This window comes from Pseudundibacterium arcticum (genome assembly GCF_042646465.1).
Taxonomy (GTDB): Bacteria; Pseudomonadota; Gammaproteobacteria; order Burkholderiales; family Burkholderiaceae_D; genus Undibacterium_A; species Undibacterium_A arcticum.
Window position 1 is genome coordinate 1 of the sequence record NZ_JBHRTP010000057.1, and the last position, 24,116, is coordinate 24,116.

27 protein-coding genes are annotated in these 24,116 nt (G+C 59.0%); 4 read left to right on the plus strand and 23 right to left on the minus strand.

The genetic code is table 11. The annotated features are described in order from the left end of the window. Positions 1–119 precede the first annotated feature (119 nt). The 3 genes from ccsB to ACFOFO_RS18175 form a co-directional block, all read right to left on the minus strand. Positions 120–1,271 carry a c-type cytochrome biogenesis protein CcsB gene (gene ccsB / locus ACFOFO_RS18165; protein ID WP_390327402.1) on the minus strand — a complete coding sequence of 384 codons (1,152 nt, stop codon included), beginning with the start codon at positions 1,269–1,271 and terminating at the stop codon, positions 120–122. A 64-nt stretch (positions 1,272–1,335) separates the two neighbouring features. Beyond that, complete coding sequence (locus ACFOFO_RS18170; RefSeq protein ID WP_390332322.1) at positions 1,336–3,483, minus strand: cytochrome c biogenesis protein ResB; 2,148 nt, start codon at positions 3,481–3,483, stop codon at positions 1,336–1,338. 222 nt (positions 3,484–3,705) lie between these two features. Then, positions 3,706–4,374, minus strand: coding sequence for a c-type cytochrome (locus ACFOFO_RS18175; RefSeq protein WP_390332298.1), 669 nt, complete (start codon positions 4,372–4,374; stop codon positions 3,706–3,708). 224 nt (positions 4,375–4,598) lie between these two features. Between ACFOFO_RS18175 and yihA the strand changes: the two genes are divergently transcribed. Next, positions 4,599–5,327: a ribosome biogenesis GTP-binding protein YihA/YsxC gene (gene yihA, locus ACFOFO_RS18180; RefSeq protein ID WP_390327406.1), complete on the plus strand. Its 729-nt coding sequence runs from the start codon at positions 4,599–4,601 to the stop codon at positions 5,325–5,327. 594 nt (positions 5,328–5,921) lie between these two features. Beyond that, positions 5,922–6,938 carry a porphobilinogen synthase gene (hemB, locus tag ACFOFO_RS18185; protein WP_390327407.1) on the plus strand — a complete coding sequence of 339 codons (1,017 nt, stop codon included), beginning with the start codon at positions 5,922–5,924 and terminating at the stop codon, positions 6,936–6,938. Here the strand turns inward: hemB and ACFOFO_RS18190 are convergent. Next, a complete protein-coding gene (locus ACFOFO_RS18190; RefSeq protein WP_390327408.1) occupies positions 6,865–7,083 on the minus strand; it encodes a diguanylate cyclase in 219 nt (72 codons plus the stop codon). The genes hemB and ACFOFO_RS18190 overlap by 74 nt on opposite strands. Positions 7,084–7,309: 226 nt before the next feature. On the opposite strand from ACFOFO_RS18190, the gene ACFOFO_RS18195 reads away from it, so the two are divergent. Next, complete coding sequence (locus tag ACFOFO_RS18195; protein WP_390327409.1) at positions 7,310–10,843, plus strand: EAL domain-containing protein; 3,534 nt, start codon at positions 7,310–7,312, stop codon at positions 10,841–10,843. Positions 10,844–10,997: 154 nt separating this feature from the next. Here ACFOFO_RS18195 and ACFOFO_RS18200 read toward each other — a convergent pair whose 3' ends face one another. Together ACFOFO_RS18200 and ACFOFO_RS18205 are read right to left on the minus strand one after the other, a co-directional pair. Continuing rightward, positions 10,998–11,636: a peroxiredoxin gene (locus ACFOFO_RS18200; RefSeq protein ID WP_390327410.1), complete on the minus strand. Its 639-nt coding sequence runs from the start codon at positions 11,634–11,636 to the stop codon at positions 10,998–11,000. Between the two features lie 134 nt (positions 11,637–11,770). Next, on the minus strand, positions 11,771–11,953 hold the full coding sequence (locus tag ACFOFO_RS18205; RefSeq protein ID WP_390327411.1) for a hypothetical protein: 183 nt from the start codon (positions 11,951–11,953) through the stop codon (positions 11,771–11,773). On the opposite strand from ACFOFO_RS18205, the gene ACFOFO_RS18210 reads away from it, so the two are divergent. Next, positions 11,952–12,926: a quinone oxidoreductase family protein gene (locus ACFOFO_RS18210; RefSeq protein WP_390327412.1), complete on the plus strand. Its 975-nt coding sequence runs from the start codon at positions 11,952–11,954 to the stop codon at positions 12,924–12,926. The genes ACFOFO_RS18205 and ACFOFO_RS18210 overlap by 2 nt on opposite strands. Positions 12,927–12,940: 14 nt before the next feature. Here ACFOFO_RS18210 and dsbD read toward each other — a convergent pair whose 3' ends face one another. The 17 genes from dsbD to rplF form a co-directional block, all read right to left on the minus strand. After that, positions 12,941–14,782 (minus strand): protein-disulfide reductase DsbD, encoded by a 1,842-nt coding sequence (gene dsbD / locus ACFOFO_RS18215; RefSeq protein WP_390327413.1) that lies wholly within the window; start codon positions 14,780–14,782, stop codon positions 12,941–12,943. Next, on the minus strand, positions 14,775–15,116 hold the full coding sequence (cutA, locus tag ACFOFO_RS18220; protein WP_390327415.1) for a divalent-cation tolerance protein CutA: 342 nt from the start codon (positions 15,114–15,116) through the stop codon (positions 14,775–14,777). Before cutA ends, dsbD begins: the two co-directional genes overlap by 8 nt. 52 nt (positions 15,117–15,168) lie before the next feature. Next, positions 15,169–15,954 carry an ABC transporter permease gene (locus ACFOFO_RS18225; RefSeq protein WP_390327417.1) on the minus strand — a complete coding sequence of 262 codons (786 nt, stop codon included), beginning with the start codon at positions 15,952–15,954 and terminating at the stop codon, positions 15,169–15,171. A gap of 1 nt (position 15,955) precedes the next feature. Continuing rightward, the gene (locus ACFOFO_RS18230) at positions 15,956–16,888 is read right to left on the minus strand and encodes an ATP-binding cassette domain-containing protein (protein WP_390327418.1); all 933 of its coding nucleotides are present in this window, start codon (positions 16,886–16,888) and stop codon (positions 15,956–15,958) included. A gap of 130 nt (positions 16,889–17,018) precedes the next feature. Continuing rightward, the gene (gene rplQ, locus ACFOFO_RS18235; RefSeq protein WP_390332300.1) at positions 17,019–17,414 is read right to left on the minus strand and encodes a 50S ribosomal protein L17; all 396 of its coding nucleotides are present in this window, start codon (positions 17,412–17,414) and stop codon (positions 17,019–17,021) included. Positions 17,415–17,564: 150 nt separating this feature from the next. Beyond that, positions 17,565–18,542 (minus strand): DNA-directed RNA polymerase subunit alpha, encoded by a 978-nt coding sequence (locus ACFOFO_RS18240; RefSeq protein WP_390327419.1) that lies wholly within the window; start codon positions 18,540–18,542, stop codon positions 17,565–17,567. Between the two features lie 92 nt (positions 18,543–18,634). Then, complete coding sequence (rpsD, locus tag ACFOFO_RS18245) at positions 18,635–19,258, minus strand: 30S ribosomal protein S4 (RefSeq protein ID WP_390332302.1); 624 nt, start codon at positions 19,256–19,258, stop codon at positions 18,635–18,637. 168 nt (positions 19,259–19,426) lie between these two features. Continuing rightward, a complete protein-coding gene (gene rpsK / locus ACFOFO_RS18250; protein ID WP_390332304.1) occupies positions 19,427–19,831 on the minus strand; it encodes a 30S ribosomal protein S11 in 405 nt (134 codons plus the stop codon). 45 nt (positions 19,832–19,876) lie between these two features. Beyond that, positions 19,877–20,242, minus strand: coding sequence for a 30S ribosomal protein S13 (gene rpsM, locus ACFOFO_RS18255; RefSeq protein ID WP_390327420.1), 366 nt, complete (start codon positions 20,240–20,242; stop codon positions 19,877–19,879). A 24-nt stretch (positions 20,243–20,266) separates the two neighbouring features. Next, positions 20,267–20,380: a 50S ribosomal protein L36 gene (rpmJ, locus tag ACFOFO_RS18260; RefSeq protein WP_014004415.1), complete on the minus strand. Its 114-nt coding sequence runs from the start codon at positions 20,378–20,380 to the stop codon at positions 20,267–20,269. A 42-nt stretch (positions 20,381–20,422) separates the two neighbouring features. Then, complete coding sequence (gene infA / locus ACFOFO_RS18265; protein ID WP_005663428.1) at positions 20,423–20,641, minus strand: translation initiation factor IF-1; 219 nt, start codon at positions 20,639–20,641, stop codon at positions 20,423–20,425. Positions 20,642–20,666: 25 nt separating this feature from the next. Further along, positions 20,667–21,998, minus strand: a complete 1,332-nt coding sequence (gene secY, locus ACFOFO_RS18270; protein WP_390332306.1) for a preprotein translocase subunit SecY — start codon at positions 21,996–21,998, stop codon at positions 20,667–20,669. Positions 21,999–22,023: 25 nt separating this feature from the next. Beyond that, on the minus strand, positions 22,024–22,455 hold the full coding sequence (gene rplO, locus ACFOFO_RS18275; RefSeq protein WP_390327422.1) for a 50S ribosomal protein L15: 432 nt from the start codon (positions 22,453–22,455) through the stop codon (positions 22,024–22,026). Positions 22,456–22,483: 28 nt separating this feature from the next. Continuing rightward, on the minus strand, positions 22,484–22,663 hold the full coding sequence (rpmD, locus tag ACFOFO_RS18280; protein WP_390327423.1) for a 50S ribosomal protein L30: 180 nt from the start codon (positions 22,661–22,663) through the stop codon (positions 22,484–22,486). Between the two features lie 10 nt (positions 22,664–22,673). Then, positions 22,674–23,192, minus strand: coding sequence for a 30S ribosomal protein S5 (gene rpsE, locus ACFOFO_RS18285; RefSeq protein ID WP_390332308.1), 519 nt, complete (start codon positions 23,190–23,192; stop codon positions 22,674–22,676). Positions 23,193–23,204: 12 nt separating this feature from the next. After that, complete coding sequence (gene rplR / locus ACFOFO_RS18290) at positions 23,205–23,567, minus strand: 50S ribosomal protein L18 (protein ID WP_390327425.1); 363 nt, start codon at positions 23,565–23,567, stop codon at positions 23,205–23,207. A 12-nt stretch (positions 23,568–23,579) separates the two neighbouring features. Continuing rightward, a complete protein-coding gene (gene rplF, locus ACFOFO_RS18295) occupies positions 23,580–24,113 on the minus strand; it encodes a 50S ribosomal protein L6 (protein WP_390328286.1) in 534 nt (177 codons plus the stop codon). Between the last annotated feature and the right edge of the window lie 3 nt (positions 24,114–24,116).

The following is a 24,116-nucleotide window of genomic DNA, read 5'->3' on the forward strand; positions in this document are numbered from 1 at the left end:
TAACGCATACTGGGCAGATAAGCTTGGTCTTGTTGCACTTGGACATTGAAACCGCCTTGTTATTTCCGCTACCAGCTTGAGAATAGATTGATACTCCGGCAAGGGATGTATTGTCGCGCCTATAGCTGACCGTAGGAATGCAAACCCGACAGGAACATGTTGACGCCGAGAAAGGCGAAGCTCGTGACCACCAGCCCGATCAGCGCCCACCACGCCGCGAAATGTCCGCGCATGCCCTTCATCAAGCGCATGTGCAGCCAGGCGGCGTAGTTGAGCCAGACGATCAGGGCCCAGGTTTCTTTCGGATCCCACGACCAGTAGCCGCCCCATGCTTCGGCCGCCCACAACGCGCCGAGGATGGTGGCGATGGTAAAGAAGGTGAAACCGACCGCGATTGCCTTGTACATCACGTCGTCCAGCACTTCCAGCGCCGGCAGGCGATCGACAAAGATGCCGTGCGATTTCAGCAAATAGGCGCTGGCCACCATCGCCGCCAGCGAGAACGTGCCATAGCCGATGAAGTTGGCCGGCACGTGGATCTTCATCCACCAGCTTTGCAGCGCCGGCACCAGCGGCTGAATCTCGGCCGCGTCGCGCGTCACGGTGTACCACAGCAGAAAGCCGACCGCCGCCGAAATCACCAGCAGCACGAAGGCGCCGAGCTGGCGGGTCGCGTAATGTTGCTCGTAGTACAAGTAGAACAACGCAGTGATCATGCAGAACAGGATGAACACTTCGTACAGGTTCGAGATCGGGATGTGACCGATATCGGGACCGATCAGATACGACTCGTACCAGCGCACCAGCATGCCGGTAAAGCCCAGCACCACTGCGGCCCAGCACAGCTTGGAGCCGATCGCGCTGCCGGTGTTTGAACGCGTCAGCAAACCGCCCCAATAGAATAGGGTCGACAGATAGAACAGCGCGCTCATCCACAGGATCGCGGACTGGCTCGACAGCAGGTATTTCAGAAAAAATTTCTTGTTGGCCATGTCCAGCGCGCCGGCGTATTGCGTGATGGCAAACAGCGCCAGCACGGCGAGACCGGCAATCAGCGCGCGCACCGGTTTCCAGTGCCAGCCGAGCCAGGTAAAGGTGGGCGCCGCCAGCAACAGGATCGCCTGCTCGTAGTAATCCATGTACGTGCCGTAACGGTTCAGCGCGAACAGCGACGCCGCCAGCAGCGCGGCTGCGTACAGCCAGTCGAGCACCGAGAGGCGCTTGAAGAAGCCCTCCGGCGGGACATATGATTGATTTTGGGTCAGTTCCATCGTTTCTCCACACCATCTTTACGCTGCCGTCCGGACCGGGCCGGCGGCATCCAATCCCGGCATGCTACGCCGATTGGGCCAGCTGCGCCTTGAGCGCTTCAAATTCTTTGTCGAAATCGAGCGTCTTGCGTTGCGAGCTCATCGCCATCAGCGCGTGGGCGCCACCCTCGCTTGGTTTGACCCAGACCCACAAGCGTCGTTCACGGATGAAGAGCATCGAAAACACCCCCAGCACCAGCAGGAAGCAGCCGAGATAGACCACGTTCTGGCCCGGTGAGCGCGTGACCTGCAACACCGAAGCCTTGATTTCGTCGAAACCCTGCAGTTGCAGATAGACCGGTGCATTGTAGAAAAACGCATCGGACACTGCCGTGGTCGCCAGTTGCAGGAAGCGCGCATGCTTGTCGTCGGCTTCGATCGCCTTCAAGCCATCCTTTTCGCGCGCCGCCTGCCACAGGTCCCACAGGCTGCCGTGCAGGATCTTCATGAAGATGTCGGCGGCCTTGGCCTGCTCGGCCGCCGGCACCTTGTCGATGAAGCGCGAGATCGCCAGATAGCCGCCCAGCTTGCCATCGCCGGCGAAAATCGTCAGGCTCTTCAACGCCGATTGTTGCAATTGCTCGCGCATCAGATCGACGCCGGGGCGGATCGTGGGCGACGCCGCCGGCATCGCACGCGCGGCGTAGCGGGCCGCAGCCAGTTCGCGCAGCGCCGGACTCTGGATCGCCGCCCGCAACCGCATCCATTCGTCGACGCTGTCGTTGTCGTCGGCTGGAATCCGCAGATAGTTGAACGGGTCGGCCGGCGCGTCGCGGATGCCGGCCAGGAACACATAGGCGCCGTCGAGTTGCACCGGCTGCATGTAATTCTGGAATTCGCGCGCTTGCCCATTCTTGTCGCGCAGCTTGTACTGCACGCTGGGGCCGACGTTCTTCAGGTCCTTGTTGTTGGCGCTCTTGGCGGCCGAACCGAGCCGCTTGTCGAGTCCGGCCGCAAACTGATCATTGAAGCTCTGGCCGGCTTTGACCGCGCGCAGGTCCTGGCCGCTGCCATTGTTGGCCATGTTTTCGACGTTGAATGGACGAAAACCCGACCATTCGACGGTGTACTCATTGGGGTTGGCGCCGGCTTCCAACCCCGTGCTCAAGACCGTGCTGTTGCCGACCTCGCCGGCCATCTTGAACTGGTAATTGGCAGCGCCGGCCATCGGGTAGCCGTGCAGTCGCAGCTTGCTGCCGCCGTCTTCGAAGCTCGACTGATACAGCGCGATGCCCTTGTAGATCAACGGCTGGTTGACCTTGATGGTGGCCGGAAAACTCTTGCCACTGGCGTGGTCGGTGATCACCACTTCGCTGGCAAATAGTTTCGGCATGCCGGTGGAGTAAAAATCGATCACGAATTTTTTCAGTTGGATCGTGAATGGCAGATCCTGGATCAGCACGCCTTCCTGTTGCGGGATGATGGCGGTCTGGCTGCTCGAACCTTCCGGGATCAGGGTGTTGCCGCGGAAAGTGGGATTGCCGAGGCCGAGCCGGTGCTGCGGCGCAATCTGCGCGATGATGCCGTTGCCGGCGAACGGTGTCTTGCCCATGAACCATTGCTGGAAGCGAATCGGCAAATCGGAATCGAGCAGGCCGCCGATGCAGATGATCACGATCGCACTGTGCGCGAAGATATAACCCCATTTGTTGGCGGCGCCCTGCTTGGCGGTGATCAGCGTCGCATGCTCCTTGTCGACCAGCTTGACCTTGTAACCGGCGGCCGCGATGCGCTCGGCCAGCTGTTGCGCCAATGCCGGACGCGCGCTAGTCGATTGCCATTCGGCCTTGTGATGGAAGTTACGCAGTGATTGCTCACGCACATGCTCGCGCCAGCTGCGCATATCCTTGATCATCTTCGGCGCATTGCGCGTGATGCACAGTGAGGTCGAGAGCACCAGAAAACCCATGATCAGCAGGAACCACCAGGCTGAATAGACCTTATACAGGCCGAACTTCTGGAACACGTCGAACCAGAACGGACCGAACTGGTTGACGTAATTGGGCAGCGGCTCGCCCTGCTTCATCACGGTGCCGATCACCGACGCCAGCGCGATCAGGGTCAGCAGGCTGATCGCGAAGCGCATCGACGACAGCAGCTCGACTGCGTCGTGCAGCCAGCGGCGCCGGGTCTGCAATTCAATGCCGGCGGTGCTGGCGGCGCTGTCGATCATGCCGCTGAGGTCGGGATGGTCGTTGCGTGGATGGGCGGCTTGGCCTGGCATGCTGATGATCCGATATGCAAAGTGGAAACCTGTCTGGAACCAAACCAACGCACGGCTCCAAACAAAAAGGGCGGCCCGCTTGCGCGCCGCCGCCCCCTCTGATTACCGCACCGTCTTGCGCAGTGCTGGTACTGTGTAGTACGTACTACTTCAAGCAACTACTTGAAGCAATTACTTCAAGCCGGCAACGTAGTCGGCAACGGCTTTCATTTCATCGTCCGACATGCGCTTGGCGATGGTCGCCATCGGCACGCTGTTCTTGCGCGCACCGGTGCGGAAATTGATCAGCTGTGCGGTGGCGTAATCCTGGTGCTGACCGGCGATGCGCGGATACTGGTTCGGGATGCCGGCGCCGTTCGGGCTGTGGCAACCGGCGCAAGCCGGCACGTTTTTCTCGGCGATACCGCCACGGTAGATCTTCTTGCCGAGCTCGACCGTGTCCTTGCTCTTGGCGGCGCCAGCTTTCGGTGCCTGCTTGTCGAGGTAGGCGGCGACGTTCTTCATGTCATCATCGGTCATCGCCTTGGCGTAGGTGGTCATGATGGCCTGATTGCGATCCGGGCCCTTGAAATTGCTCAGTTGCTTGTAGACATAGGCTTCGTGCTGGCCAGCCAGTTTCGGATTGGCAACGATCGTCGAATTGCCGGCGGCGCCGTGGCAGGAGGCGCAGGCCGGGATATTGCGGCCGGCATCGCCGTTGGCGTACAGCGCCTCGCCCTTGGCCGGATCGGCCTTGGCGGCGGCGTTCTCTTCGGCCGCATAGGTCTGAGCAGTCAGGCTCGACATTGCCAGCATCGCGACCAGCAAGGATTTCGCAACAGGTAAAAACACACGGTTCATTCACACACCCTGAGACTTGATTAGTATTGGTTATTATATTGTTGGTACAGCATCGGTACAGCGAGCGGCTGAACCGCTGTGCGGCAATTTTGCCTATCAGGCGACGCTTGATCATCCCCATGCGCGACCAAGCAAACCCTTCTGCGCCGCAACAATACGCAACTGCCTATTGTACAATAGCTTTCTGGCGTTTTCGCCCCCTCCTCGCATTTTTCGCCCGTCCCATGTCCAAACTCTGGCAAGCCCGTTTCTTTACTACCGTCAACCACCTGCGTGATTTGCCCGACACGAGCGCGCCCGAAATCGCGTTCGCCGGCCGTTCCAACGCCGGCAAGTCCACTGCCATCAACATCCTTTGCAACCAGAAAGGCCTGGCTTTTGCGTCGAAGACGCCGGGCCGGACCCAGCACATCAATTATTTTTCGGTCGGCGGCGCGCAAGTCGGCCAGCACCGCAAGGATGTCACCATCGTCGAGGAAATCCAGGGCTTGCTGGTCGATCTGCCCGGCTACGGCTATGCCGAAGTGTCCGGCTCGGCCAAATTGCACTGGCAAAAATTGCTGGGCGATTATGTCCAGCGCCGCGAACAACTGGCCGCATTGGTCCTGATCATGGACTCGCGCCGCCCGTTTACCGAACTCGACCTGCAGATGCTGGAATGGTTCGCGCCGACCGGCAAGCCGATCCATTGCATCCTGACCAAGGTCGACAAGCTGAACCGCAACGAGTCGGTCAACGCGCTGCGCCAGGCCCGCACCGTGCTGGAGAGCTACATCGACGAACACGGCCAGCCTTTCCCGTTTTCGGTGCAGCTATTCTCGGCGCTCAAGCGCATCGGACTGGAAGAAGCGAACGACAAGATATTGGATCTGATGGGCCTGAATGCACCGGCTTCGGCGGCAGCGGCACCCGACGACTTGACGAATGATGCGGCGGCAGCAGGAGATGAATAAGGGGAGTATTACCGGAAAATGGCATTGATCCGCAAGTAAAATGCGGCGCTTTATAAATACTACCCTCCAGTATTATTGTCTGGAATACGGCAGGGTCAATAGCGGTTGATATAGGTTGAGTAACGGAAGCCGCTGGGTCCCAGCGTTCGCTGGGACGACGGTGCGGAGGGTGCCAGTAGTTTGACGACTCGCCTTGGCATTGCGAACAGCAAACTATGGAACGTACCGCGGTGCTGGCGTTTAATGATTTTTCAATGCAACAACTCGCCAACGAAGCCGAAATTTCCGCTTTACATCTGCCGTGGGCTAGGTGCAGGGAAGCGCCATGTGCGTGTATGCACACAAGCGCGCCTGCAACAACGCCCACGGCAGATGTAAAGCGGAAAGAAAAAAGCCCTGAAGAAAGGGGATTTATCTTCAGGGCAGTATGCCTAATCGCTTATGAACGATCCGGCACCCGCTCAGGGAGGAGAAGCGGGCGGCGAGCAAGCTCACCTACAGGTAAGAGCGTTGGCCCGCTAAAAAGGTTCATTGTTTTTTCGATATCGTCGTGTTTTGATCATCCCACCGATTTCCTTTTGCCCGGATACCACTATGCCAACCAGCTCAAAAATCGCCCCGCATTTCCCTGCCACCCGCATGCGCCGTATGCGCAAGGACGCGTTTTCGCGCGCGATGATGCGCGAGCATAGTCTGACGCCGGCCGACCTGATCTATCCGGTGTTCGTGCTGGACGGCAAGAAGCAACGCGAAAAAATCTCGTCGATGCCGGGTGTCGAGCGGCTGTCGGTTGATCTGCTGTTGACGGTGGCCGAAGAATGTGTCGAACTCGGGATCCCGGTGATCGCGCTGTTTCCGGTCATCAATTCTTCGCTGAAGACCCCGGACGGGATCGAGGCGACCAATCCGCAGGGGCTGATTCCGCGTGCGGTGCGCGAACTGAAACTGCGGTTCCCGGAACTGGGCATCCTGACCGATGTCGCGCTCGACCCTTACACCAGCCATGGCCAGGATGGCCTGATCGACGTCCATGGTTATGTGCTGAACGATGAAACCTGTGAAATGCTGGTGAAGCAGGCGCTGACCCAGGCCGAAGCCGGTGTCGATATCGTGGCGCCGTCGGACATGATGGACGGCCGCATCGGCGCGATCCGCACGGCGCTGGAATCGCAGCAGCATATCTACACCCGCATCATGGCGTATTCGGCCAAGTATGCATCGGCGTTCTATGGCCCATTCCGCGAAGCGGTGGGCTCGTCTGCCAACCTGGGCAAGAGCGACAAGGCGACCTATCAGATGGACCCGGCCAACAGCGACGAGGCGCTGCGCGAAGTGGCGCTCGACATCGCCGAGGGCGCCGACATGGTGATGGTCAAACCCGGCATGCCATATCTGGATATCGTGCGCCGCGTGAAGGACGAATTCAAGGTACCGACCTTCGCCTACCAGGTCAGTGGCGAATATGCGATGCTCAAGGCCGCCGCGCAAAACGGCTGGCTCGATCACGACAAGGCGATGATGGAATCGATGCTGGCGTTCAAGCGCGCCGGCGCCGACGGCGTGCTGACCTATTTTGCGCGCGACGTGGCCCGGCACCTGAGGCAGCGCTAGGCGCGCGACCCGGCACGGTGGCGCTCAGGCGCCGCGCAAATTCCTTCAGCACCAGGTCGCCACCCCGATGGCCGAGCGTATCGTTGATCGCCTTGAATTCATCGATATCGAGATTACCGCCATCAATTGACCATTGCGCGTGCAAGATACTTCCAGATGATTGACGACAATTTGTTCCGGATCAGTTTCCATGCGCCAATATGGTATCAACATCTTGCTTTGTGCCATGTGCCTTACATGGCAAGCTGGGAAGGTTTATTGCATGGCAATCGACGCTGAACCAACGACTGCGCAGCGGCGACAAGCAACCTGTTCGCGCCAGCCATGAAATAATCGGGGCTGCCCGAAGCAGATTTTTGACGGGAACCGCCTTGAATTCGTTTTCGACAGATCGCTGGCATCACGTGGCGCGCTTGGCAGGCGTGACGCTGTGCTATGTGCTGCTGTACAAGGTCAGCCTGATCTATGCGACCGCCCAAGACCATATCACGCTGGTGTGGCTGCCGGGTGGCATGGCGCTGGCGGTGCTGCTGGTGGGCGGCAATCGTTTCTGGTCCAGTATTTTTGTCGGCGCTTTTAGCGTCAGTCTGCTGACCGGCAATAGCTGGCTGGCTTCGGTCGCGATCGCGGCCGGCAGTAGCGCCGAACCGCTGCTCGGCGCATGGCTGTTGCGGCGCGCCGGTTTCGATCCCGCCGTTCGCCGTGCCCGCGATTTTTTTAAATTGTTGTTCCTGGCCGGCCTGCTCAGCCCGGCCGTCAGCGCGCTGACCGGCGTCGGCACGCTGTTGCTGAGCGATGTTATCGACGCATCAGCATTCCTGCCCGACCTGCTGTACTGGTGGATGGGGGACACGCTGAGCATCATCCTGATTACGCCGCTGATCCTGGTCTGGCGCCAACCGCTGCATGGCAGCATGCGCAGCTGGCGCACGCTTGAGCTGGCGTTGCTGCTGGGGTTGGCGTTCCTGTTCGGCCAGATCGTATTCCTCGACTGGCTGCATGACGCGACTGGCCCCTACGCGAAGCGCTTTCTGATCTTCATCTTCGTGGCGTGGGCAGCCGCCCGTTTCGGCCGCCACGGCGCGTTGCTGATTCTCGCCACGGCGCTGACACAGGCGCTGTGCAGCATGCTGCTTGGGGTCGGCTATTTCGGGGCATCGTTGACACCGAGCGGGCTGGTCAATTTCTGGCTGTATTACAGCGAACTGGTCGTGCTCGGCCTCCTGCTGGCGACCACTATCAGTGAACGCCGCGCCAGCGAGATCAAGCTGCGCACCAGCGAGGGGCGCTTCGCCGCGTTCATGGCGAACCTGCCCGGCATTGCCTACATCAAGAACGCCGAACATCGCTTCCTGTACGCCAACAAGCTGTTTCCGGGCGCGCCGCCGATGCAGCCGGCTGATTACCTGGGCAAGAAACTGGAGGATTTCCCGGAATACACGTTACCGTCGCAGACGCTGGAGCGCGCGATCGACACCGACACGCAGGTGCTGAACCGGCGCGAAGCAGTGATCGTCGAAGGCCCGGTCATCCGCGACGGCAATGAGCTGACGATGATGTCGATCAAGTTCCCGCTGACCGATGCCGATGGCCGCACGCTCATTGGCGGCATCATCCTCGACGTCAGCGAACGCAAGCGCGCCGAAAACCGCATCCGGCAGCTGACCCGGCTGTACCAGGCGCAGAGCGGAGTCAACCAGCACATCCTGCGACTGTCCGACGAATCCGAGCTGTTTCCGCTGGTGTGCCAGACGGCGGTCGAATTCGGCGGCATGAAGATGGCATGGATCGGTCGTCACAACGACGCCACCGGTCTGGTCGAGCCGGTGGCGCGCTACGGCGCTGAACTCGGCTATCTGGACGGCATCGTCATCTCCACCAGTGCCGACGTGCCGGAGGGACACGGCCCGTGCGGCATCGCGCTGCGCGAAGACCGCAGCGTGATCTTCAACCACTATCACGACAACCCGCTGACCGCCCCGTGGCGCGAGCGCGCGTTGCGCCACGACTTCAATGCGGTCGCCAGCTTTCCGATCCGGCGCGGCGGCCAGCCGGTTGCGGCGCTGATGGTGTATAGCGAACGGCCCGACGCCTTCGATGCCGAATCAATCCGGCTGCTGGAAGCGATCTCGGCCGACATCAGTTTCGCGCTCGACAATTTCAACCGCGAGCAGCAGCGGCGCGAGGCATTGCACGCGCTGCGCGACAGCGAACAGCACTTCCGCGCCTTCTTCGAGCGCTCGATGATCGGCATGGCGTCCAGCAGCATCGACCAGCGCTGGCTGGAAGTGAACGACGCACTGTGCGAGATGCTCGGCTACACGCGCGAAGAATTGTTGCGCACCAGCTGGGTCGACCTGACCCATCCCGACGACCAGCAGGCCGATATCGCGCAGTTCGAGTGCGCGGTGGCGGGCGAGATCGACGACTACGAAATCGACAAGCGCTACCTGCACAAGAATGGCAGCGTCGTGCATGCGCGTCTGGCGGTGCGTGGCCTGCGCAAGGTCGACCACAGTGTCGATTATTTTGTGGTACTGATCCAGGACGTCACCGAGAAAAAGCTGTCGGAAGAACTGATCTGGAAACAGGCCAATTTCGATGCGCTGACCGGCCTCGTCAACCGCCGCATGTTGCGCGACCGGCTCGAGCAGGACCTCAAGCTGGCGCACCGCGGCGGGCATTCGGTGGCGCTGCTGTTCATCGACCTCGACCGTTTCAAGGAAGTCAACGACACGCTCGGGCACGCCGCCGGCGACACGCTGCTGGTCGAGGCGGCGCGCCGCATCAGCGACTGCGTGCGCGAATCCGACACGGTGGCGCGTCTGGGCGGAGACGAGTTCATGGTGATCCTGGCGCAACTGCGCGACACCGGCACTGTCGATGTGGTCGCGAAAAGCATCCTGACCCGATTGCTCGAACCGTTCCAGCTCGACCAGGACAGCAGCTATGTGTCGGCCAGCATCGGCATCACGCTGTTCCCGAACGATGCCGGCGACGCCGACAGCCTGCTCAAGAATGCCGACCAGGCGATGTATGTCGCCAAGAGCCAGGGCCGCAACCGTTTCAGCCATTTCACCAATGCGCTGCAACAGGCGGCGCAGCAGCGGTTGCGCCTGATCACGGACCTGCGCAGCGCGCTGGCGAACGATCAGTTCTGCATCCATTTTCAGCCGATCGTCGAGCTGGCGAGCGGCCACATCGTCAAGGCCGAGGCGCTGCTGCGCTGGCAGCATCCCCAGCGCGGCATGATCGGACCGACCGAATTCATTGCACTGGCGGAAGAAACCGGCCTGGTCAATCCGATCGGCAGCTGGGTGTTCCGTGAAGCGGCGCGCTGGGCCAAGCGCTGGGCCGGCCTGCACGGGCGCGGCGTGCAGGTCAGCGTCAACAAGTCGCCGGTACAGTTCCGCGCCGAAGCCGACGACAGCCGCGCGCTGCTGGACTATCTGGCCGAACTGCAGTTGCCGGGCAACAGCATCGTGATCGAGATTACCGAGGGGCTACTGTTGAACGCCGAGGCCGGCGTCATCGAACGACTGCGCAAATTCCGCGAGGCCGGGATCCAGGTCGCGATCGACGATTTCGGCACCGGGTATTCATCGCTGTCCTATCTGAAGAAATTCGACATCGATTACCTGAAGATCGACCAGTCCTTCGTATGCAATCTGGCGCCCGATTCGGACGACCTGGCGCTGGCGGAAGCGATCATCGTGATGGCCCACAAGCTCGGCCTGAAGGTGATCGCCGAAGGCGTGGAAACCGAACCGCAGCGCGCGCTGCTGTGTGCCGCCGGCTGCGACTACGCCCAGGGTTATTTGTTCTCGCAGCCATTGCCGCCGGAGCAATTCGAAGCGTTGCTGGGACTGAGACAGGCTGGCGGCGGCGAGCCGACGGCGTTATGATACTGCCCAGTGTATTATTTTATCCGCAATGAAATAGGGCGGCTCAGATCCATTTATCAAAATACTCCATTCATTTAGTCATTTGCACCGGGGATTTTGGCGTAAAAAAACGCCCCGAAATATGCTAGCGGGGCGTTTTTTATGGTGCCGGACTTTATTTGTTCGGCTGCGGCGTCATCCGCAGATACGGCCGTGGCGCGGTGTACCCCTTCGGATACTTCTGCTTGATCACGTCCTCGTCCTGGATCGTCAGCGGGATGATCACGTCGTCGCCGTCGCGCCAGTTGCCCGGTGTCGCCACGCTGTAGCCGTCAGTCAGTTGCAGCGCATCGATCACGCGCAGCACCTCGTCGAAATTGCGGCCGGTGCTCATCGGATAGGTGATGGTCAGGCGCAGTTTTTTCTTCGGATCGATCACGAACAGCGAACGCACCGTCATGGTTTCCGACTGGTTCGGATGAATCATGTCATACAGTTGCGCAACCTTGCGATCGGCATCAGCGATGATCGGGAAGCCGACCACGGCCTTTTGCGTCGCTTCGATGTCGCTGATCCACTTCTTGTGCGATTCAGCCGGGTCGACCGACAGTGCGAGCGCCTTCACGTTGCGCTTGTCGAACTCCGGCTTGAGCTTGGCGGTCAGGCCCAGTTCGGTGGTGCAGACTGGGGTGAAGTCGGCCGGATGGGAAAACAACACCACCCACGAATCGCCGGCCCAGTCATAAAACTTGATCTTGCCAATCGACGAATCCTGCTCGAAATCGGGGGCGGTATCGCCTAGTCGCAACGTCATATCAGTCTCCCACAGTGAATGAATGGACAACAAATATAGCGAGTGATTGCTTGATTTGCCAGCATTAAAATGCTCTTTGTTAATAACGATCAGGTATTTGCGCGATTGTCTGTCGCCGGCGTGCGCCCTCGCGATCACGTCAGCGCGAGATTCGGCGCGGGCTCGCGCGCCGCGGCGTCCTCACCCTGGGCCCAACTCCCGATCGACGCGAGCGTGAATTTCCCTGCCAACAATGACAGCGCATTTGCGCCACAGCAGAACCATGCAAAACCGCTTACAGTATCGTCAACGTTGACAAACACGGTTGAGGATCCCATGAAAGCACTCTGCTTCAGCAGGTTCGGCGGCCCCGAAGTACTGGACTACCGCGAACTGCCTGACCCGGCTCCCGCCGCCGGTCATGCGATAGTGCGGACCGAAGCGATCGGCTTAAATTTTGCCGACGTCTACCGCCGCCGCGGCCACTACCATCTGAGTGGTCAGCCGCCCTACATTGCCGGTTACGAGGCGGCCGGCCGGATTGCCAGCGCGGCGCCCGGCTGTCCGTTTCCGGTCGGCGCGCCGGTGGTGTGCGCCGATGCACCATTCGCCAATGCCGAACTGGTGTCGGTGCCATTCGACAAGCTGATTGCGCTGCCGGACGATATCTCGTGCGAAACCGCGGCGGCCGTCGCGTTGCAGGGCCTGACCGCGCAATACCTGGTCAGCGACAGTCATCCCTTGCAGGCCGGCGAGACCGTCGTGGTGCATGCCGCCGCCGGGGGCGTCGGTTTGCTGCTGGTGCAGATTGCCCACTCGCTCGGGGCCCGGGTGATCGGCCTGACCTCCAGCAGCATCAAGGGCGAGGCGGCGCGCGAAGCCGGTGCCGACCATGTGCTGCTGTATGCGGAGGACTGGGTGCGTCAGGCCTATGCGCTTGGCGCAGCCGGGCGCGGCGTCGACGTGGTGTACGATTCGGTCGGCAGCACGCTGATGGACAGCTTTGCGGCCTTGCGTACCGGCGGCCATCTGGTGTTCTTCGGCATGGCCGGGGGCGACCCGCCACTGGTCGATCCGCGCATGCTGATGGATACCTCGAAGCATATCAGCGGCGGCGACTTGTGGAATGTGCTGACCTCGGCCACCGAGCGCCGCGACCGCGCCGCACAGCTATTTCGCTGGATTCGTGAAGGCGTGCTGCAGATCAAGATCGCGGACCGCTTTGCGTTGCGCGATGGCGCCAAGGCGCATGCGTTGCTGGAAAGCCGGCGCAGTTCAGGCAAGATCCTGCTGCTGCCGGATCTGTCCTGAATCGGAGCAGCGGGTCAGCGCTGCGCCAGCAGCCCCAGTGACTGCAGGAAGCGTTCGCTGTTCTGATACCCGATCACGCGTGCGCCCCGGATTTCACGTCCTTGAGCGTCGAAGAAGATGATCCCGGGCGGGCCGAACAACCCAAAGCGCTTGAGCATTTCCTTGTCGGCCGCATCGTTGGCAGTGACGTCGACCTGCAGCAGCAACATCTGGCTCAACTGCGCCTGCACCTTCGGTTCGGAGAAGGTGAATTTTTCCATCTCCTTGCACGACACGCACCAGTCAGCGTAGAAGTCGAGCATCGCTGGCTTGCCGCTGGCCTGTGCCAATGCGGCGTCCAGATCGGCTACCGTCTTGATGCGGGTAAAGGCGATTTTGGGTTCCGCTTTGCCGCCCAGATGCGCCAATGGCGCGGACACATCGCGGCCGCCACTGGCCACGCCCACCAGTTGCACCAGCCCGAGTGCGGCAAACGCCAGGCCGAACGCGGTCGCCACCCAGCCACCATTGGCGCGCAGCAGATAGGCACCATAACCGGCGCCGAGCGCGGCCCACGCCAGCATCTGCGCCCAGGCCGGCAGCACCGGCGCCACCATCCACAACGCCATCGCCAGCATCAGCACCCCGAAGAAGCGTTTCACCGCTTCCATCCAGGCGCCGGCGCGCGGCAGCAACGCGCCTGCCGAAATACCGACCAGTAACAGCGGTACGCTCATCCCGACCGCCATCGCGAACAGCGCGCCGCCACCGACCACGACGTCACGCGTCTGGCTGATGTACACCAGCGCACCGGCCAGCGGCGCAGCGACGCAGGGGCCGACGATCAATGCGGAGATCGCACCCATGGCGAATACGCCGAACAGTTTGCCGGCCACCTGATTCTCGGACGCCCGGATCAAACGGGTCTGTACTGCCGATGGCACCTGCAATTGATAGACCCCGAACATGGACAGCGACAACGCTGCCATCAGCAGCGCGAACGCGCCCAGCACCCATGGATTTTGCAGTGTCGCCGACAAGCCCTCGCCGACCAGGCCGGCGGCGACGCCGAGCGCGGTGTAGACGATCGCCATGCCGAGCGCATAGGTGGCCGACAGCAGGAAGGCGCGCGAGCGTTTCACTTTGGTGCCTTCACCGACGATGATGAAGGACAGGATCGGCACCATGGGCAGCACGCAAGGGGTAAAAGACAGGCCGAGCCCGAGCAGAAAGAACAGCGGCAGGATCAACAGGAAGCGCCCGCTCTTGAGCGAAGACTCGATCTTGCCCATCTCGGACTGCAGCGAGGAAGGCAGTTGCCGGGTCGCCGAGGTCGGCGTAGCAACCGTAGCAAGCGGTGACGAGGCGGCAGGTGACGCTTGCAGCGCAGCGCTGCCCTCTGCCAGCGCGCCCTTGGCGGCAGCGACCGCGGCCATCAGGCCGCCACCAGTCGGCGCCAGATTCGCCTCCGAGGTCATCGGCGCGTAGCACAGGCCCTTGTCGGCACATCCCTGGCCGGTCGCCTTCAGCGTGAAGGCGCCGCTGGCCTCGACCGGCAACTTGATGGTGATCGTGTGGCGGTAGGTTTCGACGTTCTTCTGGAAGGTCTCATCGAACTTGACCTTGCCGGTCGGCATCACGGCATGGCCCAGCTTGGCGCCGACCGCCTCAAAATGAAAACGCTCCCGATACATGTAATAACCGTCCGCGATCGCATAACTGACGGCGACCGTTTTCGGATCTTCCATCTTGGCCGAAAATACGAAGGCCACTTCCGGTTCCAGATAATCGTCATCCGCCGCCTGCGCCTGCGGCGCTATCGCAAGCAGACCGGGGACCAGCAGCAGCGCAAACATCCGTTGCAATTTCTTAAGCATTGACATCCTTGTTCGTCTCATCTGCAATCCAGTTCAGGTATTCGCGCGATCCGGCGACGATCGGCAGCGCAATGATTTCCGGCACTGCGTACGGATGCTGCCGTTTGATCGCCAGCTCCAGCTCGGCATAACGGTTCGGCGTGGTCTTGATGCTCAGCGCCCATTCCGTCGCTTCCTCGACCGCACCTTGCCAACGGTAGACCGACTGCACGCCGGGCCATATGTTTACACATGCGGCCAGTTTCTGCTCGACTACAGAGCGCGCCAGCCGTCGTGCTGCCTCCAGGTCGGGCAAATTGGTCAACACCATGATCGCCTGTGGCATAGTCGTCATCAGCAGTCGAAACTTACAACACCGGGGCACCCGCTACGCCAAGTGGCGGCGCTCAGTTCAGCAAGCGCCGTCGGGTCAGCACGGTCGCCAGATAAAAGCCGCCGACACAATACAGCGCAATGATCGCCATATCGCTGGCCGCAGTCATTGGCCAACCGCCGAGCACCAGCGGCCGCACCAGATGTACCGCGGCGCTGAGCGGCAGCAACTGGGAAATCGCCTGCAGCCATGGCGGCAGCTGCGACACCGGGTAATACACGCCGGACAAAAAGATCATCGGCGTCAGCAGCAAGGTGAAATAGTAGGTAAAAAAGTCATAGCCTTGGGCCAGCGCGTTGGCGACCAGGCCAAGCGATGCGAAGGTCATGCCGACCACGAACAGCAGCGGCAACACCAGCAGCGTATTCCAGTGCAGCCCGATGCCGAGCATGAACATCACGCCCAGGATCGCGACACCGGAAATGACCGATTTGGTCGCCGCCCACAACATTTCGGCCAGAATCACATCATCCAGCGCCAGCGGGGCGTTCATCAGCGCGTCCCAGGTCCGTTGCACATGCATGCGCGAGAACGCCGAGTACAGTGCCTCGAATGAGGCCGCCATCATGATCGACATGCAGATCGAACCGGAGGCCAGGTAATGGATATACGGAATGCCGTCGATGCTTTTCAGCAGGCTGCCCAGACCGTAGCCGAACGCGATCAGCGTGATCAGCGGATCGGCGATATTGCCGAGCACGCTGGCCACCGCCAGCTTTTTCCACACCAGGAAATTACGCTGCCAGATCGGTATGAAACGCAGCGAGAATGCCGGCAGGCTGTAGTTGGAATTTTGCATCTCAGTCGCGCATCTCTCTGCCGGTCAGCTTCAGAAACAGGTCTTCCAGATTGGCCGGCCGGTGCATATAGCGCACCCCATTCATCGCATGCAGGCTGGCCAGCAGGGGTTGCGCATCGTTGGTATAGCAGAACACGGTTTCGCCGCTGACCTCGATTCGCGCCGCCTTGCCGCGCGCTTCCCGATCGCCCCAGTTTAGCGCGTTGTCGCCATACACTTCGACCACTTCCGCTTCGATATGTTGCGCAATCAACTCGCGCGGCGGACCTTCCGCAATCATCCGGCCATTGTCGATCACCGCGATGCGGTCACACAGGCGCTCGGCCTCATCCATGAAGTGCGTCGTCAGGAAAATCGTTTTCCCCTGGTTCAGCAGCGCTTTCAGCCGGTCCCATATCATGTGCCGCGCCTGCGGATCGAGACCGGTGGTCGGCTCGTCCATGAAGATCAGGTCGGGGTCGTTCACCAGCGAGCGCGCCAGCGTCAGGCGCCGTTTCATGCCGCCGGACAATTCCCCGATGCGGGCATCCTTTTTCGCGTTCAAATTGGCGAATTCCAGCAGCATCGGAATCCTGGCCCGGATCTCGGCATCGGCCATGCCGAAATAGCGGCCGAACACCACCAGATTTTCCGACACCGTGAAGTCCGGATCCAGATTGTCGCCCTGCGGCACCACCCCGACCCGCTGCCGCGCCTCCCGCGCTTTCGACGGAATCGCCTTGCCAAGCAGCGTGATCGCGCCACCGTCGGGCACCGCCAAGCCAAGGCACAGGCGCAATGTGGTGGTCTTGCCCGCCCCGTTTGGACCGAGCAGGCCATAACATTCGCCGCGCCGCAGTGCAAAGGATACGCCGTCCACCACGACACGCTTGGCCGCGCCCTGACCGTAGGACTTATGCAGCTTGTCAGCCGACAGAATGATGGATTCAGACATGCGGGAGGATGGGGTAGAGTTCGAATTGATGATCTTATTCAATGGTCTCATTCATTAACCGGCGGCCAAAATGCACAAAAGCCAGGCAGGACCTGGCTTTTGATTTTAACGCGTTTTGCTGTCGGACAAATTACTCTGCTGCAACCACTTCGGTCTCTTCGGAGACTTCCGGACGATCCAGCAATTCAACGTAGGCCATCGGTGCATTGTCGCCGACGCGGAAACCCATTTTCAGGATGCGCAGGTAGCCGCCGTTGCGGTTTGCATAACGTGGGCCCAGTTCGGCGAACAGCTTGAGCACCATTTCGCGGTCGCGCAAGCGGCTGAATGCCAGGCGTTTGTTGGCCAGGGTGTCGGTCTTGCCGAGCGTCAGAATCGGTTCGATCACGCGGCGCAGTTCTTTTGCCTTTGGCACGGTGGTCTTGATCGCTTCGTGCCGCAGCAACGAGACAGTCATGTTGCGCAGCATGGCCAGACGATGGGAGGAGGTACGATTGAGCTTACGTAAGCCGTGACGGTGACGCATGGTAATCCTTTCAAGTTTTAAAAAATATCCAGCTCTTCTATCGATGCATCATCGCATCGCGGGCCGGTATGTTGTTTGATGATAACGACTCTTGCCTGATCCGGGCGCACCGAAATGCGCCCGCGATTATAACCTGAATCCGACCGGCTCTTATTTTTCGAGACCGGCTGGTGGCCAGTTTTCGAGTTTCATGCCAAGCGTCAAACCACGCGATGCCAGCACTTCCTTGATTTCGTTCAAGGACTTGCGGCCCAGGTTTGGCGTCTTCAGCAATTCGTTTTCGCTACGCTGGATCAGGTCGCCGATGTAGTAAATGTTCTCGGCCTTCAGGCAGTTCGCCGAACGCACGGTCAATTCCAGATCGTCGACCGGACGCAGCAGGATAGGATCGACCGACGGTGCGCGCGATGGTGCTTCGGCGGTCGCCTCGGTGCCTTCCAGTGCAGCAAACACATTCAATTGATCAACCAGGACTCGGGCCGATTGGCGGATCGCTTCTTCCGGCGAGATCACGCCGTTGGTTTCGATATTGATGATCAGCTTGTCGAGGTCGGTGCGTTGTTCCACGCGGGCCGATTCCACAAAGTAGGATACGCGGCGCACTGGCGAGAACGACGCGTCCAGAATGATACGGCCGATGGTCTTGTTTGTATCTTCGCTCAGGCGGCGTACATTGCCCGGCACATAGCCACGGCCTTTTTCGACCTTGATTTGCATGTCCAGTTTGCCGCCGGCGGTCAGATGCGCAATCACGTGATCCGGGTTGACCAGCTCGACGTCGTGGGGCAGATCGATATCCGATGCCAGTACCGCGCCTTCGCCTTCCTTTTTCAGGGTCAGGGTCACCGCATCGCGGTTGTGCACTTTGAACACGACGCCCTTCAGATTCAGCAACAGGTCGACCACGTCTTCCTGCACCCCGTCGAGCGACGAATACTCATGTACCACGCCCGCGATCGTCACTTCAGTCGGCGCATAGCCAACCATCGACGACAGCAGCACCCGGCGCAAGGCATTGCCCAGGGTATGGCCGTAGCCGCGTTCAAATGGTTCCATGACGACTTTGGCGTGACCGGCACCAAGCGCTTCGACATCGATAATACGGGGCTTCAACAAACTGTTTTGCATGAAATGTCCTTGTCAATACCCTCGGCTCGTTACGCCGATAAGGCTGATGGCATTATGGGATGCCCGCCACGATGTGGCGGGCAGGTGAAAAATTAGCGGGAATACAATTCGACGATCAGCGACTCATTGACGTCGTTGGCAAATTCGGTACGGTCCGGCATCGACTTGTAGGTGCCTTCCATTTTCTTGGCATCAACGGAAACCCATGAAGCCATGCCAACTTGCTCAGCCAGTGACAGCGCTTCGACGATACGTACTTGTTTCTTCGATTTCTCGCGCACTGCGACCACGTCGCCGGCCTTGACCTGGTAGGAAGCGATGTTGACGACGATATTGTTGACGGTAAACGCCTTGTGGCTGACCAACTGACGCGCTTCAGCGCGGGTCGAGCCAAAGCCCATGCGGTACGCGACGTTGTCCAGACGCGATTCCAGCAACTTCAGCAGATTCTCGCCGGTGTTGCCCTTGCGACGGTCCGCTTCGGCAAAATACCGACGGAACTGACGCTCCAGGATGCCATACATGCGTTTTACTTTTTGTTTTTCGCGCAGTTGGTTACCGAAGTCGGACGTACGGGCGCCGGACTTGACGCCATGCTGGCCAGGTTTTACGTCGAGCTTGCACTTCGAATCGAGCGAGCGACGTGCGCTCTTCAGGAACAGGTCAGTGCCTTCACGGCGGGAGAGTTTTGCTTTAGGTCCGATATAACGTGCCACGAGAGTTTCCTTTAAATTAAATATTACGCCCCGAACGTCCTGACTGACTCCAGCCATGAGCATTAGGCGCTAGTCTGACCTGCAAGCAGACAGACGGTGGGCTTAAGAACAAAAACCCGCCAAGTTCATTGGCGGGCAGTTTAGATACCGCAATGCTGCGGTATCTAATTAAATCCGACGACGCTTCGGTGGCCGGCAGCCGTTGTGTGGCACCGGTGTCACATCCTGAATCTGAGTGATTTTGATGCCCAGGTTATTCAGCGCGCGCACCGCGGACTCACGGCCTGGGCCTGGGCCCTTGATGCGCACTTCGAGGTTCTTGATCCCGCACTCAACTGCAACCTTGCCGGCCGCTTCTGCTGCTACCTGAGCCGCAAACGGGGTCGATTTGCGCGAACCCTTGAAACCTGCACCGCCCGAAGTCGCCCACGACAATGCATTACCCTGACGATCGGTAATCGTGATGATTGTGTTGTTGAACGAAGCGTGCACGTGTGCAATACCTTCAGCAACGTTCTTTTTGACCTTTTTACGCACGCGTGCTGCTGCTGCGCTATTTTGTGACTTTGCCATAATTATATCCTTGGATCCGACGACCAATCAAACTGCATGCTTGGACTATTTCTTCAGCGATTGCGCTGCTTTACGTGGTCCCTTGCGGGTACGCGCATTGGTGCGGGTGCGTTGACCACGGGCTGGCAAGCCCTTGCGATGGCGCATGCCCCGATAGCAACCCAAGTCCATCAAACGCTTGATGTTCATCGAGATTTCACGACGCAGATCGCCTTCGACGATGAACTTACCGATCTCATCGCGAAGCTTTTCTAATTCGTTGTCATCCAGATCCTTGACCTTTTTATTGGTCAAGACACCCGTTGTCTCACAGATTTTTTCTGCGCGTGGACGGCCAATACCATAGATAGCTGTCAAGCCGATTACGGTATGCTGATGATTTGGGATATTAACCCCTGCGATACGTGCCATTCGTTATTCCTCGATTGACCTTAATTAACCTTGGCGCTGCTTGTGACGCGGTTCCGTGCAAATAACACGGACAACGCCCTTGCGCTTGATGATCTTGCAGTTGCGGCAGATCCGCTTGACGGATGCGAGAACTTTCATTGTTGCCCTCTTTCTTTCACTTCTAGGTTCAGTTCACTAAATTTATTTGGTGCGGAACACAATCCGGGCCCGGCTCAAATCATAAGGCGTCAATTCGACCGTCACCTTGTCGCCTGGCAAGATGCGGATGTAATTCATACGCATCTTTCCGGAAATATGGCCCAATACCACATGTCCGTTTTCCAACTTAACTCTAAATGTTGCATTTGGAAGATTCTCAAGAATCTCGCCCTGCATCTGGATAACGTCGTCTTTTGCCATTCGGTCTGCTCGTTCTCCTGGGCGCTTATCGCGAGGGAATTCCGCCCTTGAAATTTGCTTTACGAAGCAGCGATTCGTATTGCTGCGACATAACGTAATTTTGTACCTGCGCCATGAAATCCATCGTGACCACGACGATGATCAGCAGCGAAGTACCACCAAAATAGAACGGCACCTTCCAGCGCGCAATCAGAAACTCGGGCAACAAGCACACCAAGGTGATATAGACAGCACCAGCCAATGTCAAACGCATCAAAATCTTGTCGATGTAACGCCCAGTCTGATCACCAGGACGAATCCCCGGAACAAACGCACCGCTCTTCTTCAGATTGTCCGCGGTTTCCTTGCTATTGAATACCAACGCGGTATAGAAAAAGCAAAAAAATACAATCGCAATCGCGTACAACAGTGCGTGGATCGGTTCGCCCGGCGCCAGCGATGCCGACATATCCTTCAGGAACCGCACCACCGGGTTCGTGGTATCGCCCGACGTGAACCAGCTTGTGATCGTGGCCGGAAACAGGATGATCGACGAAGCGAAGATCGGTGGGATTACTCCTGCCATATTCAGCTTCAGTGGCAGATGGCTGCTCTGCCCGCCGTAGATCTTGTTACCGACTTGCCGCTTCGCATAGTTGACCAGGATCTTGCGCTGACCGCGTTCGATGAACACCACCAGGAAAGTAACCGCCGCCACAATAAGGCAAATCAAGATGGCCGACAACGCATTCATCGAGCCGGTGCGCACCAGTTCGAGCAAGCCGCCAACCGCGTTCGGTAAGCCGGCAGCGATACCAGCGAAAATAATGATCGAAATGCCGTTGCCCAGTCCACGCTCGGTAATCTGTTCACCCAGCCACATCAGGAACATGGTACCGGTCAACAACGTCACTACCGTGGTGAACCGGAACGCCAGGCCCGGATCGATCACTAAACCAGCCTGCGATTCGAGCGCTACAGCAATACCCAGAGCCTGGAACGTCGCCAGCACCAAGGTGCCATAACGGGTGTATTGCGTAATCTTGCGACGACCCGACTCGCCTTCTTTTTTCAGCGCTTCGAGCTGGGGCGACACGATCGAACCCAGCTGCATGATGATCGATGCCGAAATATAAGGCATGATACCGAGCGCAAACACCGTAAATCGCGACAGCGCCCCGCCGGAAAACATGTTGAACATTCCCAGGATACCACCCTGGTTTTGCTTGAACAGCTGCGACAGTTGTGTCGGGTCAATTCCTGGAACCGGGATGTGCGCGCCTATCCGATAGACTACCAGCGCACCCAGCAAAAACCACAAGCGCCCCCAGGGAAAACCCGCCGCCGCACTTTTAGCAAGTTGTGGTGAAGTCGCCAATTAACGCTCCAAGTAGACAGCCAATTTACGCAACGGAGCCGCCGGCAGCTTCAATCGCCGCTCTTGCACCTTTGGTCGCGGTCAAACCCTTGACCACAAATTTCTTGCTCACTTCACCGGACAAGATGATGCGCACGTCACGCGCCAGCACAGAGACCAACCCACCCTGCTTCAGCGCCAAAATGTCGATTTCGGTGACTGGCAGTTTTTCCAGATCGGACAAACGCACTTCCGCCTTGAACGATGCCGCCAGCGATTTGAAGCCGCGCTTCGGAAGACGACGCTGCAAAGGCATCTGACCGCCTTCGAAACCGACCTTGTGGAAACCGCCCGAACGGGACTTCTGTCCCTTGTGGCCGCGACCTGCAGTCTTACCCAAACCGGAACCGATACCACGTCCGACGCGACGTTTTGCGTGTTTGGCACCAGCTGCAGGTTGTATGCTATTCAATTCCATGATTTGCTCCGTTCGCAAGCCGGCAGGCCTACGCAACTACTTTAACGAGATACGACACTTTATTGATCATGCCGCGAACCGCTGGCGTGTCCTGCAATTCGGATACCGAATTCAGACGACGCAAGCCGAGACCGCGCACAGTGCCACGATGCGATTCACGGGTACCGATCAGACTCTTGATCAATTTCACTTTAACGGTATTTGCCATTTCGACCACCTTAACCGAGGATTTCTTCAACCGATTTGCCGCGCTTGGCTGCAATTTCGGAAGGCGTGCTCATTTTCGACAAGGCGTCCAAGGTTGCGCGCACCATATTGTATGGATTGCTCGAACCGATCGACTTGGCAACCACATTGGTTACCCCCATCACTTCGAAAATCGCGCGCATCGCGCCACCAGCGATAACGCCGGTACCTTCTTTGGCTGGATTCATCAACACTTTGGCCGCGCCGTGCTTGCCGCTAACGGTATGCTGCAGGGTGCCGTTTTTCAGTGTGACCTTGACCATGTTGCGACGCGCTTCTTCCATCGCCTTTTGCACAGCCACCGGCACTTCCTTGGATTTACCCTTGCCCATGCCGATGCGACCATCGCCGTCACCAACCACGGTCAATGCCGCGAAACCCATGATCCGACCACCCTTGACCACTTTGGTCACACGGTTGATCGCGATCATTTTTTCGCGCATGCCGTCATCGGGCTTGTCGCTTTGCATTTTCGATTGCATTTTTGCCATGACGATTCTTCCTTAGAACTTCAGACCGGCTTCACGCGCGGCTTCGGCCAGCGCCTTGACACGGCCGTGGTAACGGAAACCGGAGCGATCGAACGCAACTTCGGTAATTCCTGCTTTCAGCGCTTTCTCCGCAACACGCTTCCCGACCAACGATGCCGCAGCGGCGTTGCCACCCTTGCCCGATTTGTCGGCCAACTCCAGCCGAACTTCCGCCTCCATGGTGGAAGCAGAAGCGAGTATCTTGGCATCCGGGCCGATGACGTTCGCATAGATGTGCAAGTTGGTGCGATGCACTGACAGGCGAGTCACCTTTAATTCTGCGATCTTGGCACGGGTTTGACGTCCGCGGCGCAGGCGTGATTGTTTCTTGTCCATCGTCAACCCCTATTACTTCTTCTTGGTTTCTTTAAGCTTCACCACCTCATCCGCATAGCGGACGCCCTTGCCCTTGTAAGGCTCGGGACTGCGGTAAGCACGGACTTCGGCAGCAACTTGACCAACGCGCTGCTTGTCAATCCCTTTGATCAGAATTTCAGTCTGGGTTGGCGTTTCGCACTTCACGCCAGCCGGCATCTGATGCACGACCGGATGCGAAAAGCCGAGCGACAGATTCAGCTTGTCGCCTTGTGCCTGCGCACGATAACCAACGCCCACCAGGTTCAATTTCTTCTCAAAACCCTTGGTCACGCCATTGACCATGTTATTGACCAATGCGCGAAGCGTACCGGACATCGCATTCGCTTCACGGCTGTCGTTGGCTGCCTCAAACTTGAGCGTGCCGTTGGCGTTATCCACCTTGACCAAGCCATTTAATGACTGAGTCAGCGAACCCAAAGGGCCTTTTACTGTGATCTGCGCCGCCGTAATCGTGACTTCTGCACCATTTGGCATTGCGACCGGCATTTTACCTACTCGAGACATCTT